A 14,840-nucleotide genomic window follows, 5' to 3' on the forward strand; every position below is an offset into this window, starting at 1 on the left:
GCAGTGAACTTGGCCGTAGGTTGGTTGAACTCGGAAACGATTTTCTAAGCTGCCTGTACGGCAGTGAACTTATAGTTACAGGCACTCCGTTTGGTTCTAGATTTCTAAGCTGCCTGTACGGCAGTGAACATGATCGGTAAACGCGTTGCGGTTTTCACTATTTTCTAAGCTGCCTGTACGGCAGTGAACTTACGGGGCGATCTGAATAATCTTCGGGGAATTTTCTAAGCTGCCTGTACGGCAGTGAACACACGCCTCAATCACTTGAAGATGCGCTGTCGTTTCTAAGCTGCCTGTACGGCAGTGAACACATCGGCGATACGGCGGTTTTCTGCATCAATTTTCTAAGCTGCCTGTACGGCAGTGAACGTTACGAGGTTGTAAGCGAGCGTGACGATATCTTTCTAAGCTGCCTGTACGGCAGTGAACACGCTCTTATAGAGCAGGCAGGTGTTTATCCTTTTCTAAGCTGCCTGTACGGCAGTGAACCCTTACTTGCAACCAGTGGTCGCCTACTTGCTTTTCTAAGCTGCCTGTACGGCAGTGAACTTTAAGCATGGTGCCTCGCTGACTGTTAGCAGTTTCTAAGCTGCCTGTACGGCAGTGAACCCGTATCGGCACGGTGCGGGATATGACGGCATTTTCTAAGCTGCCTGTACGGCAGTGAACTTAGTATCAACAGGCAGCTTCTTCTGTGCGTTTTTCTAAGCTGCCTGTACGGCAGTGAACAAAAGGATGCGCTACGGGCGCACCTTGTCGACTTTCTAAGCTGCCTGTACGGCAGTGAACAGCTCGGTATCGAAAAGTCAAAGTGTCATATCTTTCTAAGCTGCCTGTACGGCAGTGAACTTTTCAATGGTGAATTTGGCGCTGCTGCGGTTTTTCTAAGCTGCCTGTACGGCAGTGAACATTATCGGAGAAAACCGAGGCGTAGCTCTAAATTTCTAAGCTGCCTGTACGGCAGTGAACCCGGTAACCCGATTGTGCTTAATACCGCGCACTTTCTAAGCTGCCTGTACGGCAGTGAACGCGGGCACCCCCGACGGCTTTTTTAGCTCTGCTTTCTAAGCTGCCTGTACGGCAGTGAACGACTGGGCCACATTAGCCACATGGGCGAACGCTTTCTAAGCTGCCTGTACGGCAGTGAACCAGCATGGCGCCGTGGGAGTCGGTAAATTGCATTTCTAAGCTGCCTGTACGGCAGTGAACTTGCTGCCGCCAATATCTGCAAGCACTACGGCTTTCTAAGCTGCCTGTACGGCAGTGAACAGCGCTTTAACTAACGCCATTGCCAACTCAGTTTTCTAAGCTGCCTGTACGGCAGTGAACGCTCCAATGGTATTAAAACAGGCCGCAAGTCATTTCTAAGCTGCCTGTACGGCAGTGAACCCAACAACAATTTCAGCGTTTTCCGTCTTGTATTTCTAAGCTGCCTGTACGGCAGTGAACGGGAACGGTTCTCGAGAGAAGTCTCAGTAAAATTTCTAAGCTGCCTGTACGGCAGTGAACTGTTAGCAGGGTTACGCGATTGAGCGGATCACTTTCTAAGCTGCCTGTACGGCAGTGAACTGGAGATAGAAAAATTAGCCTACATTGGGATTTTTCTAAGCTGCCTGTACGGCAGTGAACGGTGTATATCTAGCGGGCAGTCCCTCATGGAATTTCTAAGCTGCCTGTACGGCAGTGAACTGGCAGGTCTCTACTTGTTTGTGCTCCAAGTTTTTCTAAGCTGCCTGTACGGCAGTGAACAACTCCAGCATTGACCCAAAGTACACCAAGACTTTCTAAGCTGCCTGTACGGCAGTGAACGTTTTACTTTTCATCATCGCGTTTACGGTGGTTTTCTAAGCTGCCTGTACGGCAGTGAACTTTATGCCAAGTGGCATGAGCGAAGTTTAAAGTTTCTAAGCTGCCTGTACGGCAGTGAACCTTTCAGATTTTTGAAATGACACTGCTAATGGTTTCTAAGCTGCCTGTACGGCAGTGAACTGTTTCATGGAGTAAAAATTCACCCGTATCAGTTTCTAAGCTGCCTGTACGGCAGTGAACAGCGCACTCATGGTTTCACCATTGACACTATTTTTCTAAGCTGCCTGTACGGCAGTGAACCGCACAACTCATTAATATCTACGTTATCAATTTTTCTAAGCTGCCTGTACGGCAGTGAACCTGGTCGTTATATCTGCGCACTGATTTAACTGTTTCTAAGCTGCCTGTACGGCAGTGAACACGATAGTGACGTCGCGGCCACGGCTAAGTTTTTTCTAAGCTGCCTGTACGGCAGTGAACATGAAGGTCGGTTTGTATGTGTGCGCGCACAATTTCTAAGCTGCCTGTACGGCAGTGAACGAGCTTTGGAATTTGGGTACCGTGGTGTATCTTTTCTAAGCTGCCTGTACGGCAGTGAACTGCAATTTGGTAGCCGTAAATTTCTTCGCAATTTTCTAAGCTGCCTGTACGGCAGTGAACTTACCTCTATTTTATATCACTTTTCTGATTATTTTCTAAGCTGCCTGTACGGCAGTGAACCTATCGATTTCACAGACTCGTCAGCGCCGAACTTTCTAAGCTGCCTGTACGGCAGTGAACGTATTCCAGATGGGAAAGGGATATTTGACGCTTTTCTAAGCTGCCTGTACGGCAGTGAACGTTTTGCAACAGATCACCGATAATACCGCCAATTTCTAAGCTGCCTGTACGGCAGTGAACGTTTTGATAACGAAACCCCACCACCACATAAATTTCTAAGCTGCCTGTACGGCAGTGAACTCTAAGGCACTGCGAGTATCACTTTCTTATTTTTTCTAAGCTGCCTGTACGGCAGTGAACACCAGCCAGTTCTGCGGGAGGGGTGTAGTCGTTTTCTAAGCTGCCTGTACGGCAGTGAACCAACTTGAAGCGCTTAAAGCGGCGGGTTGTACTTTCTAAGCTGCCTGTACGGCAGTGAACGACAGCCAGTTTCTGAGGTGCTCCACTTTATCTTTCTAAGCTGCCTGTACGGCAGTGAACGGCCAGTACAACTCGCCAAAGTTACCCACGACTTTCTAAGCTGCCTGTACGGCAGTGAACAGATGTGTTTAACGCGCATCGGTTCCCCGCTGTTTCTAAGCTGCCTGTACGGCAGTGAACAAGCTTTGAACCAGGATTATATTAATGTGTATTTTCTAAGCTGCCTGTACGGCAGTGAACTCGTTGGCATGAATAAATCTACAGTTCGAATTTTTCTAAGCTGCCTGTACGGCAGTGAACGTTTGGCCGGTGTTGATGTGAGAGTCCCACCGTTTCTAAGCTGCCTGTACGGCAGTGAACCCATTGTCACCAACGCCATTTGTAAGGCGTTTTTTCTAAGCTGCCTGTACGGCAGTGAACAATGCATCAGCAACTGAGTCAAAACGGTCATTTTTCTAAGCTGCCTGTACGGCAGTGAACGGGGTGGGGTGGTGAAAGCAGACTTGGATGATTTTCTAAGCTGCCTGTACGGCAGTGAACAATTCCCGCCAAAGAATTGATTACCGTTATGATTTCTAAGCTGCCTGTACGGCAGTGAACATAACGAAGATATGACAATGAGTGTGTCATTCTTTCTAAGCTGCCTGTACGGCAGTGAACAACAGGCGAAACGACAACGGTGAGTGTGTAATTTTCTAAGCTGCCTGTACGGCAGTGAACGTACAGGAGATTTCATTACTGTATTGCTTGGCTTTCTAAGCTGCCTGTACGGCAGTGAACCCATCACATTATTCGGCACACGCCCCACGGGATTTCTAAGCTGCCTGTACGGCAGTGAACTCTTATTTCGTCGTGTGTGTTCATCGCCACGTTTTCTAAGCTGCCTGTACGGCAGTGAACAAAACGGTAAGGCCACTTCGTCATCCCTTAATTTTCTAAGCTGCCTGTACGGCAGTGAACTAGAGGCGAATCTGCCTCAGGGTTTAAATGGTTTTCTAAGCTGCCTGTACGGCAGTGAACAATAGAATAAATCAATAAAAATAAGTTACAACAGGCAGTTAGGATAAAAATCACTTTTTAACCTTATTTAAAACCACCTATTGCAACTAATTGTATTTAAACCATATTTTTAAAGAGCAAAAATAAAGGGTAAAACTTACCCTTTTTCGTTCAATTTAAAAGTGCGGTACGGTACCCAATACTGACTGTCCATTCACTTTGGCACTCAAACCATAACAATCGAAGCCCCCATTTTGTGATGTACTTTGTTGCTGCATCTGAATAAACAGCGGGAACTTGCTGCTTTTATCTGGGGATCGTTGCTTCGTTTGCTGGCTATGCAAGTAAATAAAGGGCAAAGAGCACAATGCTGTCGGCTTGCTTTGTTGTAAATCCGCTAAGCATTCCACTAGCGGTTTACCGGATTTTTCTGCCCATAGTGCGGCTTTTTGCTGCATATCCCGCTCTATACGTTCAGGCGATTTCACCTGCTTGCGTACAAAGCTTACGTAAGTTACATCGCTTGGTACGGGTTTGATCCCTTTGATGTGCACATAGTCTTCATATCGAGTTAACCACTGATGAATTGCCAGCTTTTCCAGTGTTGCTTGCTCTTTAGCAAAGACACGCAACTTACTGCCCAGCGGAAATTTCGCTTGACGATAATCAGGGAAACCCACCGCAACGAGCGATTGATTGCTACCCACTTTGTGCTCCACCAAGGCAATGTGCACTTGTTGAAAGACGTTTTGCCAAAGAAAGCCCAAGGCAATGTCGGCATCTGGCAATAAAGTGATCTCTTGGTAGTAGTTCATCACTGCCACCTATTTGTCACTTTCGCCAAATACACCACCACGCACCAATACCGCCATGACGTAATGCTCATCTTCTTCGCGGGGCAAGCTTTCACCACGCGCCCATTTATCGAAGAAGGTGTAAAAATCTTGCTTGTCTTTAGGGGTACGAAACGCTTTACCTAAGTTTGTGACTGCGCCATAGGGTTCAATCGCAATGGCTCCTGCACTTTGCTCCTCAGATGCATAATCTGGGTACCAAGTATCAATTGAGCGCAGTGCGTTACCAATTTTTTGAGAGTGCATCGCAGCATGCTCATTAACTGCATACAGAATTTTACTTTTCTTGGTTTTGCTGTTGCCTTTATCGAGCACTAACTCTTCACTGGGGTAAACTTCTTGGGCTTTACCGACTTTGGCGTAACAGTCAATTTGCAGCATCAAATGATCTGTTTCGCTGGCCAGCACCTGAGCAATTCTGTCGGCCAAACTATTGATGTGTGAATCATTATGATCAAAGTGTCGAGTACTGAATTGTTTGGCATTAAAGGTCCACGCCTGCTCTGCCCCTTTGTTTAATGCCCTGACTTGCACTTCAATCTCTTCTGCGCCAACGCGGTTGCGCCATAGAAAACGGGCATTAGCAAGGTTGGTGGCATAGCGTTTCGCCAATTCAAAACAGCCATATTTGGCAATGTACTGCGAAACCGCAGCACTGTAGCTCTGTTTGAACAACGCATTGTTACACGCCGACGGTTGGGCAATCCCCCCTAATACTTTGAGCGTGAAATGTAGCTTCAAAGAATCTTGTTCCTGCCCCAAAGCACAGGCATCCACTCGCTGTAAGTTTGGACTTTCAACTTTTGCATCCAGTTTAGCCGGATCTTTTGTGAAATCACCTGCGTCTTTCTTATTGAATCGATTAGAAATCGTGCCACGTACCGATTTCTCTTGTAGGGCTAATGGGGTTGCTTGCTCTTTTGTTTCCCACTGGCATCCAAAGAGGTAACCATCGGATGGCACTAATTTTTTTTCAAATGCGAGTACTGAGGCGGTGTCGTTATTTTTAGCCATGAGGTTGTTCCTTATTGATGTTCGTTAATAGCGTTAACTTGCTGACAAAGGTAAAGATCGTTTTCTAAATCGGGGTGGTATTGCCAAAGGATGTCATCGAGGTGTTTGATTTTGTGCGCCATTACAAATTCACCCAGTGTGACCACACTTTCGGCAAAGCGATGCGGCACTGATGGATCTCGCTGATTTTTTGCCTCACCTAATGGTGAAATGCCCTGAAAACCGGTGGCAATCGGCACAATCCAGCCACTCGTCTTGCGCTGGCTACGCCAAACAACACTTTGGTCTTCAAACTGTTCACATTGGTGATGTACGGAAAGGTAGCCGAGCAGCGCATCTAAGGCGTCATCGCCTTGCTGCATGGCTTCAATCATTAAATCGCGGCGTTCGATCAGCACATAACCTGGCATTAATTGGCGTAGGACTTGGGCAGTATCCTCTTCCGTAATCACTGATTTGATTGAGGGCTTCCCAATGGCAAGAATGTCGCCTCCTGCGACTTTCATCGTCGCGATCACGGCTTGCAACTGCTGGGTAAACTCTGGCTGCTGAACTTGCTCCTGATCGCCACTCCACTCAATGACGAGGGATATATCCAAGTGGCAGCGTGCTTCCTCGATAAATGATGGTCTTACAGCATTACCATCAGGTTTATCTTTCTCCGCCTTGGGCTCTAAAGGGTTTCCGGTACCGATAATCGAATAGACATAGTCACCTTCACCTTTATGAGTTTGTACATCACAACGGTGGCTCACCACCGCAGCACTATGCAGTATGAGATCGGATAACCCAGCCTGGTTTAGTTTACGCTCTAAGGCGTGTACAAAGCCTAACCATGCCGTCATGGCCGGAAAGCCAATGGTAAACGGGCTTGAAAGTGCATTGGCGTTGTGAATTTTTAGATGCGGAAGAATCAATACATTCATCGCAAGTTCTCCTTATTGCTGGCAACCACTTTTTCAATCGCCAGCAGCTCTTGGTCAGCCAATGTAACGGCATTAGCGATCACTTTGCTGCGGGTGTAGTGGTTGATTAAGCCACGGGCAATGTGGCGAATGATTTTATCGAGCCACTCATCTTCCTGTTGACGCTGCTCTGCAAACTCAGGATAGAGCCAGATTTTTTGCTCCAACGGCAATGCACTCGATAATTCACCGGAATACTCTTCAATAAACAGACGTACATGCCACATTTTTTCAATCACCAAATCAACGTATTGCTGAATGCGGTAGTCGCGTCCATCACGGATATTGATGTTGTTGTAGTCAGTGAGAAAGAGTCGATGTAGCGCTTCAAGCACCTCTTTGGCTTGCCAAGCGGTAAAACTCTCTTTGAAAAAATCCGTTCTCGGCAGATGGATATCACGAGGCTTTAACTCCGGTGGAATGGACGATAACAAATAGTAAGTCTGGTATTTATTATTTAAACCAGAAATATTTTTAGGATGATCACCACCATGCTTTGTTACCGTAAGATCCGATAACGTTTTGTAACCCAGTTCATGATAATCATTGTTCTTTCTAGCTTTCTTCCCAGAGTAAGCTTGAGGTGAACGACTGGTAATCCAATCAATTTTGGCTTTCATATTGAAGACCAAACCAACTGGTGTTAACAGAGAAAGTTGATGGTACTGCTCAAGACCAATAGGAAAATAAACTTGTTTTACAAACCTATCAGTGTCAACAGATTGCGAATAAATGCAATCAGTAAACATGTTCACAATATTCTCAAAAAACGCTCCACTAAGTCCGAATGTTTCGGCAAGCAATGCGACATTAGAATTTTTTAAGTGTTCTAAAATATAAACGTCGTTTATTTTCAAAGACAGGAATTTGTAGACCTTCAATTGAGTAGCATTGATATGTAAATCAAAAAATGTCTCCGCATTACCACTTCGAAGATAACCATCTTGAGATTTTTTAAAATCAGTAGAATACACTCGCGGGTACTTACAAGCAGGATGACTCATTTTAGAAGGGTGACTAACCACAGTGCCATACTTGCTGTCTTGTGCAACTTTTTCGATTAATCCTGCTACAGCATCGGCTTCAAAATTAGCAATTTCATCATGAGCCATCCCATCCTTAAACAAGAAATATGCTTCTAATCTTTCAACGCAAAAACCTTTTGCAAGTTCAACTAAAACCCCTGATTCATCGCTAGAAATATCAAGTAAAGTCCACAAATCAGTCAATCTTGGATGAGAATGCTCACACATAAACTTAAAAGTATTCTCATATTTAAATGTAGTAGTGCCTTCATTAATAGAACTAATCATCAACAAACAGGCATCACACTCAGAAATTGACTTGGGTAAATAACTCTTTGAGCTATGTCGCAAAACCGTATCCAAAACCTTAAAATAGTCAGGTTTTGCTTTACCGTTCTTGTCATTTTTTTTAAATACTAGATCCGACCTATTTTTTATCAGCCTGTCTAGATTTTGTTTTATTTCACACTTTTCATTTTCCATTATTTGACCTTAACCAACCCTAGTTGGTCGTTGTAGCTATATTGCTGATTACCTTCACGGTAGATAAAACTGATTTCGCCATACCGCACTGACGTGGCAAACTCCAGCTCAACGCTTGGACTGTAGAAACTGACTAACTCGCTGTAATCACGCTGTAACCAAAGCTTCTGTTGATGCTCCGGCGCAAGCGGCTGATGTTCAATATTCAAGGTGCGTTCAATCGAATGTAAACCGCCCAGTTCTTCACGCAAACAAAACTCAATGCAGCGCTCTTTTTTAACTAAGTAGATTTGCACTGTGGGTTCACTTTTACGAAAGCGTTTGAAATATTGCGGCAGTGCGGTAAGCCACCAGTAGCCGTGAATATGACCGTGCAGATGCTCATTCCATATTGACTGCGACGAGCTATTGCGACGATTACGGCTGTATCTATCCTGACGGCTGATATTGGCTTGCTGTGGTTTGCCAATTTGATCGGTGCCAAGGGTTTTCGCGGTAGCAAAGTGCTCTAAATCCGCCAAGTTGTTGCGCGGTTCTAGCACTGCTCGCTTTTGAATACGGACAATCGCATTGACCGCTTGCAACAGTGACTTTTCATCCACCAACTCAGATAAATCATGAGTGTCGAGCTGAGTGGCACTGTCTGTTTCGTAACCTGGGTGATTAAATACCCGTTCATCTTTCCCTTTAAAGCCCTTAATGTTGTATTGCAACAGCCCAATGTTCGGTTCCAGCACTTCGCCATCACGATGCCTGCGTACACGGCCTGCCATTTGAATAATTGAACGGAAAGAAGAAGGCTCAATCACAGCCCAATCAAAGTCATGGTCACGCCCCACTTCTTCAACTGGGGTTGCAACCAGAATAAAAATCAGGTTTTTTGCTTGGCAAGCCGCTAGGTGTTCACAAATCACTGGATGAGTAAAAGCACTCGGTAGTTCACCCGCTTTCTCTTTGCGTTTGAGTACTTCATCCAAATGCTTTTCTTGCGCATGACGTAGCAACATCACTTGCTGGCTGTGATAAGCCATGCAGCGCACTTCAGTATCGGCTGGCCAATCACAGCCAAGAAGATATTGGGTTAATTCGACGCAAGGTTGAATGTTGGCAAGGCGAACCACGCCAAATGAAACTCGTATTTGCCTTTCTGGCTCTAACGTATTGTTGTGCTGGTGTTTCGCCAAAACCGCTTGTTTGACTATCTCGAAATATTGTTTATCTAGCGGTTGATCACTCTGCTTAATGCATTGAATTACATCAGCTTTTCGCCTTGTGATTTGCTGTTTTAGTTTTTCAACGCGTTTAGCAACAAAGCGTTGTTGGAACGTCTCATAGGTCGCTAAATCCAGATCATTACAGCCAACCATCTGCGCGTCGGTACTAAACTCATCGACATAAACACAATTAATACTGCTTACTCGATCACGGCTGGCAGCAAACACAGCCCACCCTTGGCGATAGGCGTTGAATAAACCAAGTGCTAAATCCGGTGGTATGGTGGCAGAGGAAATCATCACTCTGCGCCCCAGCATGCCTGCCAAATGCACTAATCGGCCAATCGCAATCAGATCATCGCCCGTGAAATCGTCAATTTCATCAATCACCAAGTCGGATGACATTAAACGCAAGCAAGGCAAAATATAACGGCCACCGCGTTTGGTTTCCGTTGCGGCCATGACGTGGTCGATGGTGCATACCAGTACTGGGGCATACAGAAGTTTTCGATCTTTTTCTTTGGTTAAAACGGTCGTGAGCTCTTCTTCAGGCAGCACACCTTGCCAATCCAGAACATCGTTTTCATCTTGAAGACTCTCCAAAGACTCAGAACCAGCGTCAGCTTGTTCAGGTTCAATGTCGTCTTTTTCAACCGTCTTGCCCGATTTATGTAACTCTGAAATTGCTTTAGAGCCAATCAGCACTGCCAAGTCGCTATCTTGCAGTTTCAGCCGTTCTTTGTATTCGTCACCGGTTTGCAAAGTGAGCGTGCGCAAGCCAAGCGCCAAGATAAATCGCAGGCTTTCAGCATCTTCAGATAACGCCTGCATAATTTTGGCGTTGGCGATGGTTTTGCCGCAGCCTGTACTGGCCATATTCACCACAAAATAGCCTTGGCTTTTATCTTCCGTGTGTTCACGCCAATCATTGATTTTGCGTACTGCTTTGTCTTGCCAACGGAATGCTTTAGGCGTGTTGGCCTTAGGTGCAAGTTCGCTGAGCTCGGTGGCTTTTAGCGGTTCGGTTTCAAAAAACGGCAGTAACTTCACTGTGTTCACCGCGACTTTAGCAACATTCACTAAGTGCTCATCCAGCTTTTGTTTACGCACTTTGGTGACGGGATCGGTGTTAGCGTACAACTCTATCGATGTTTTCCATTGATGATCATTAGGTTGTGAAGAGTAATAGTGGTCACCTAACATCAGGCACAACCTTGCATGGTGTAGAATCCCTCTCCAACTACCATCATTCATTGCCTGTTCGAGTAAAGGCAGGTGATGTAATAAGTCTTTCGCGCGGCGTTTTAGCTCAGCAAGCCAAATCGAAGAATTAGAGAGCAGCCCTAGCGGAAACTCAAAACATTTCGGTAGCAGCGCGTTGTACTCATCAAAGCGGTTTTCGTAGCCCCATGTTGGGGTAATTCTAGCCAACAGTTCCTCTAAAGAAGTGTTACCCACTTCTCGCTGGCCGTTACATAGGGCTTCTTCTTTTGGCAACGGCAATCGATGATGAGAAACGATCAACCAAGCGATCAAAGCTGCCGCTGTTGGTAATTCGGCTAACGCCTTTTCTCTTGGTAATGTATTGGCATTAAAGCAAGCTTCATCTATGCCTTGATTTATCAGTGAGTTTAGCCAAACCTCATCAAGACGTTCGTGAGTTTGACAAGAAATCCATTGGTGAAAGAGCAGGCAAGATACCCACTCATGGCGCAGCGGGTCACCTTTATGCTTGGTTTTCTTTTCAGGGTTTAACTTTTCCTGAAACAGTAAAGACGCTTTACCCCAATCGTGCAGCAATGCCGCCATCCCAGCCAAACCTTTGATAAGTGATAGATATTTCCAGTCACTTTCATAGTCGCTGTTGAGTAAGTCTTTCTCTGTACTATTAACAGGCACAATGCCCTGTGCATTAAATTTCTTTTTATTACCCACCACCCACAACAATTGACTTCTGGAGCGGGAACGCAACCAGTGGCAACTAACGGCGGTGCTGCGGCTGGCGGTTTGACGCAGCATTTTTTTGACCGTTAACAAGCCCTCTTCGGTAATTAGCGTTTGCCAGGTGTTATCGCCAATCCGGTTGGCGAAGGCATCGAGTACGCGACGGGTTTTCTGGAGGGCGTTTTTCTCGCATTGACTGACAAAGGTGACCATCATCGCGGGTTCACCTCACTCTCTTGCTCGATCTTTGACTTACTCTCTAGGTGCTTTTCTGGCTTAATCTCAGGTCCATTCTCGGACTCTGTCTGGCCTTGCAGAGCGATACTTTTCACTGTATCGAACATAAAATCGAGTGCTTTGTGCTCGATAAAAGCTTGCAGTATTTGTTGGCGAAACTCTTGTTCGGTGGCGTTTTCTTTAGCGCAAACAAACGCCCACGGCAGCACAATGGCATCTTTGATTAAGTCTGCCACATCGAAAACTAAGGCTCCCCTTCGGGTTTTGCCATGCATAACAGCAAAACCATGGGGGATGCCAAGCACCCACAAGCAGCTTGCGGCGAGTCCATAGGCTAAATAGTTGCCATGATTTAAAAAATCGTTGGCTTTGTCGGTGCATTTTTTGTCTGGCTGATGCTGGCGAGTAAAACCGTCTTTGCCTGTGCTATTGGCTGCATACTTGTATAGCGCTTTGGTGAGTTGTGCTTCCGTGAGCAACAGCTCGGATTGTTTACTCGCGGCTTCGGTACGCTGGTGGAAAGTTGCAAGGGATTGCTTTATCACTTCATCTTGCAGATTAAATTTTTCAATGGTCAATTCTCGGTCTGATCGCCAAACGCGCTGCAAGTAATCAATCCGCGCGTTTTGAAATTGCTTCGCGGCGGCCAAGCGTTTGTCGTCATCAAACCAGAATGAAAGCCAGCCATGTAGGTATTCTGTCGGGCGATATTCGCTCTGTGGCGCAAACCATTCCACCTCACAAGCCATATGCAGTGGCGTGCCACCGCCACCACAAAACCCAACCAATACGCCTGCCTGTGAGAGCATACGCATCGCGGCTTGAGTAATTGAGGTACCGTTTCCAAGCATCAGTACTGTGGTGTTGGCAATCGGAATATTGAAGTAGAGGTTTTCTTTGTCAGCTTCGGTCAAATAGAGCACACGGCCATCTTTTTGCATCACACGGCAATATTCCAAGTAATACATATTGGCGCGCTTTGAGTGCAGAATTGTTTTTAAATCAGAAGGTGAAAAATCATCCATAAAAAACCTTAGTATGCTCTCCGTTTCAAACACATACTACATTCATAAGCGCTTACTCACCATAACGTTGTTGTGACACCTACGTCATATTTAGCAACTAAATCATCTCTAAACCGATATCCCTAATCACTGATTTCATTTAAGACTTAACTTATTAGGTCATATTCAAATTCTTTAAGTTAACAATCTCTTACTCCTATCCTCTCCAAAATCTATTCCTGCACAGCACTTTCTATCCATGCTGCAGTTCCACTACAAAGTGAGACTGCCTTGGGTGGAAAAGTGGCCGTGTATAAGCTGTCTGGAAGTATCCCTTCGGTCTCTTCAAAGCCTTTGCAGATTTTCTTTTCAGGTAATTTGGCCATGTAAATACGTTCTCTTCGTCTTTTGAAACATAGCTGGAGTTAACCGCTTTGAAGATGAAGAACTAAGGGATGGATGTCTCAACCTCTTGTGTTGATCATCAGGGCGACAAGACAGGCGCATGCCGGTGAGGGCGATGCGCTTGTCTATACGTCAGTGAGTGCCCTGTTTGAATTATCTTTACCATTCCAGTGCTTAATGCATCGTGATTGCTAGGCTGGTAGTGTTCTAGGAATAGTAACTAAGCAAGCTCTGTAAGCTCTGAATTTTGTCCTTACCCTAGCTTCTTTTCGGTCGTTCCCTTAGTTTAGTTAGGTTATTTTTAGTTATTGCTCATAGGCTTACTTATAGAGGGATTCAGCCAAGAAAAAGCATTTCAATCTAGTAATGGAGGACACTCTTAGCCTTTGAAGGCGGGAGGTTGTAAGGGATATTCTGAAGTTAATTAATGTGCAGTAAAACGGATGTTGATATGGGCTTAAACGGTTGCACTTTGGGCATCTCGCTCCTCTATTCTTGTTAAAATCCATTCTTGCACTTCACTTTCTACCCAAGCGGCAGCTCGGCTACCGAGTGACACAGGTCTGGGAAATGTTCCTTCTGCGATGTACTTGTAGATAGTGGAACGCGCTAGTCCTGTGTAATCCATAACTTTTGTAAGGCGAATTAGTTTCATGATGAGTTTCTCGGTTATTGTCTCATCACATATGTCCTTCTAGTAATTTTTAACTTTTTTCTCTATTTCCAAATCCTTTCAGATATATATCACTCCTTTGCATAAGCCCATTAACGCTTTCAAGGAGTCAGATATGTCAACAAAAACGACGCACATAGAACCAGTTACCAACTCCGTGAGTCACTGGCCACAAACGACCGAAGAGGTTCTTGCCTCTGCCGCCAATATCATTGCTGAACGCTATGTAAAGAAGGACGCCTACACCAACCCTCAAGCCACTAAGGATTTTTTAACTTACAAACTTGGAGGATATGAGCGGGAGGTGTTTGCGGTGATGCTGCTCGATAATCAGCATCAATTACTCGAGTTTAAAGAGTTATTCTTTGGCACTTTAGATGCTGCCAGTGTTTATCCCCGAGAAGTGGTTAAGGCGGTGTTGGCCGTCAATGCGGCAGCGGTGATTTTTGCCCATAACCATCCATCCGGCGAATCTGAGCCTTCGGTTGCAGATAAAAACATCACTAAACGGTTAGCCGATGCATTGGGACTTATTGATGTGCGAGTGCTTGACCATATTGTGGTTGGCCGCACGCCAGTGTCCTTTGCTGAGCGAGGCTTACTCTAGCCCCGCATTCAAGCCGCTTTTCATCCCTCCCAAGGAGTCCAACATGATTGAATTTACCGACAGCTTTTCACAGGCCTGTGTTGCCGAGGCCTGCGCCGCTTTTCCTGAACTGCGTAACCGTTTGGCGATTGAACTGATTTTGCCGATGTTTGTGCGGCCACTTAATGCCATGGGCCAAGTGATTGGCAAGCCGATTGTGGCACCTAATCCAAAGCTGCATAAAACCGTATTGAGTGTTTTTCACCGTGATGTAGTTGAGCACTTGCCTAAGGAGATTGCCTTCTGCCGCTATGTTTGCCCCTGTGATGCGTATGGAGTGCCTATGGGTGAATGGCAACGGGTGATCAACGGCGTGTACTTTAACCATGGCAGCAATGAGCAACCCCATTGGAGCGTCCATACCTAATTTTGCAAACCGTTACCTACGTGTCATCTAGTCCACTAATCACTTGTATTAGCCACTTGTA

Annotated in this window: 9 protein-coding genes and 1 CRISPR repeat array (1 of these 10 running past the window's edge); of the genes, 2 read left to right on the plus strand and 7 right to left on the minus strand. The window is 45.7% G+C overall.

All coding sequences use genetic code 11. The features are described 5' to 3' along the window. A CRISPR array of direct repeats spans window positions 1-3,969; the repeat unit is 28 nt; unit sequence TTTCTAAGCTGCCTGTACGGCAGTGAAC; it begins 6,561 nt to the left of the window's first position. Between the two features lie 155 nt (window positions 3,970-4,124). From cas6f to L5L98_RS10820, 7 genes are all read right to left on the minus strand, one after another. Then, window positions 4,125-4,763: a type I-F CRISPR-associated endoribonuclease Cas6/Csy4 gene (gene cas6f / locus L5L98_RS10790; protein ID WP_263140663.1), complete on the minus strand. Its 639-nt coding sequence runs from the start codon at window positions 4,761-4,763 to the stop codon at window positions 4,125-4,127. Window positions 4,764-4,772: 9 nt separating this feature from the next. Continuing rightward, complete coding sequence (csy3, locus tag L5L98_RS10795; RefSeq protein ID WP_198572562.1) at window positions 4,773-5,816, minus strand: type I-F CRISPR-associated protein Csy3; 1,044 nt, start codon at window positions 5,814-5,816, stop codon at window positions 4,773-4,775. Window positions 5,817-5,827: 11 nt separating this feature from the next. Next, on the minus strand, window positions 5,828-6,742 hold the full coding sequence (gene csy2, locus L5L98_RS10800) for a type I-F CRISPR-associated protein Csy2 (protein ID WP_263140666.1): 915 nt from the start codon (window positions 6,740-6,742) through the stop codon (window positions 5,828-5,830). After that, window positions 6,739-8,289, minus strand: coding sequence for a type I-F CRISPR-associated protein Csy1 (locus tag L5L98_RS10805; RefSeq protein WP_263140667.1), 1,551 nt, complete (start codon window positions 8,287-8,289; stop codon window positions 6,739-6,741). Before L5L98_RS10805 ends, csy2 begins: the two co-directional genes overlap by 4 nt. Beyond that, on the minus strand, window positions 8,289-11,663 hold the full coding sequence (gene cas3f / locus L5L98_RS10810) for a type I-F CRISPR-associated helicase Cas3f (protein WP_263140670.1): 3,375 nt from the start codon (window positions 11,661-11,663) through the stop codon (window positions 8,289-8,291). The genes L5L98_RS10805 and cas3f overlap by 1 nt, the downstream gene beginning before the upstream one ends. Continuing rightward, window positions 11,660-12,709 (minus strand): type I-F CRISPR-associated endonuclease Cas1f, encoded by a 1,050-nt coding sequence (cas1f, locus tag L5L98_RS10815; protein ID WP_263140672.1) that lies wholly within the window; start codon window positions 12,707-12,709, stop codon window positions 11,660-11,662. The genes cas3f and cas1f overlap by 4 nt, the downstream gene beginning before the upstream one ends. A gap of 841 nt (window positions 12,710-13,550) precedes the next feature. Beyond that, window positions 13,551-13,748: a helix-turn-helix transcriptional regulator gene (locus L5L98_RS10820; protein WP_037459496.1), complete on the minus strand. Its 198-nt coding sequence runs from the start codon at window positions 13,746-13,748 to the stop codon at window positions 13,551-13,553. A 133-nt stretch (window positions 13,749-13,881) separates the two neighbouring features. Here L5L98_RS10820 and radC point away from each other — a divergent pair, with 133 nt between their 5' ends. Both radC and L5L98_RS10830 read left to right on the plus strand, forming a co-directional pair. Continuing rightward, a complete protein-coding gene (gene radC, locus L5L98_RS10825; protein WP_206766017.1) occupies window positions 13,882-14,373 on the plus strand; it encodes a RadC family protein in 492 nt (163 codons plus the stop codon). 43 nt (window positions 14,374-14,416) lie between these two features. Further along, a complete protein-coding gene (locus L5L98_RS10830) occupies window positions 14,417-14,779 on the plus strand; it encodes a hypothetical protein (RefSeq protein ID WP_263140679.1) in 363 nt (120 codons plus the stop codon). Window positions 14,780-14,840: the final 61 nt, after the last annotated feature.

The sequence above is a fragment of the Shewanella sp. SM23 genome (genome assembly GCF_025654295.1).
Taxonomy (GTDB): Bacteria; Pseudomonadota; Gammaproteobacteria; order Enterobacterales; family Shewanellaceae; genus Shewanella; species Shewanella oncorhynchi.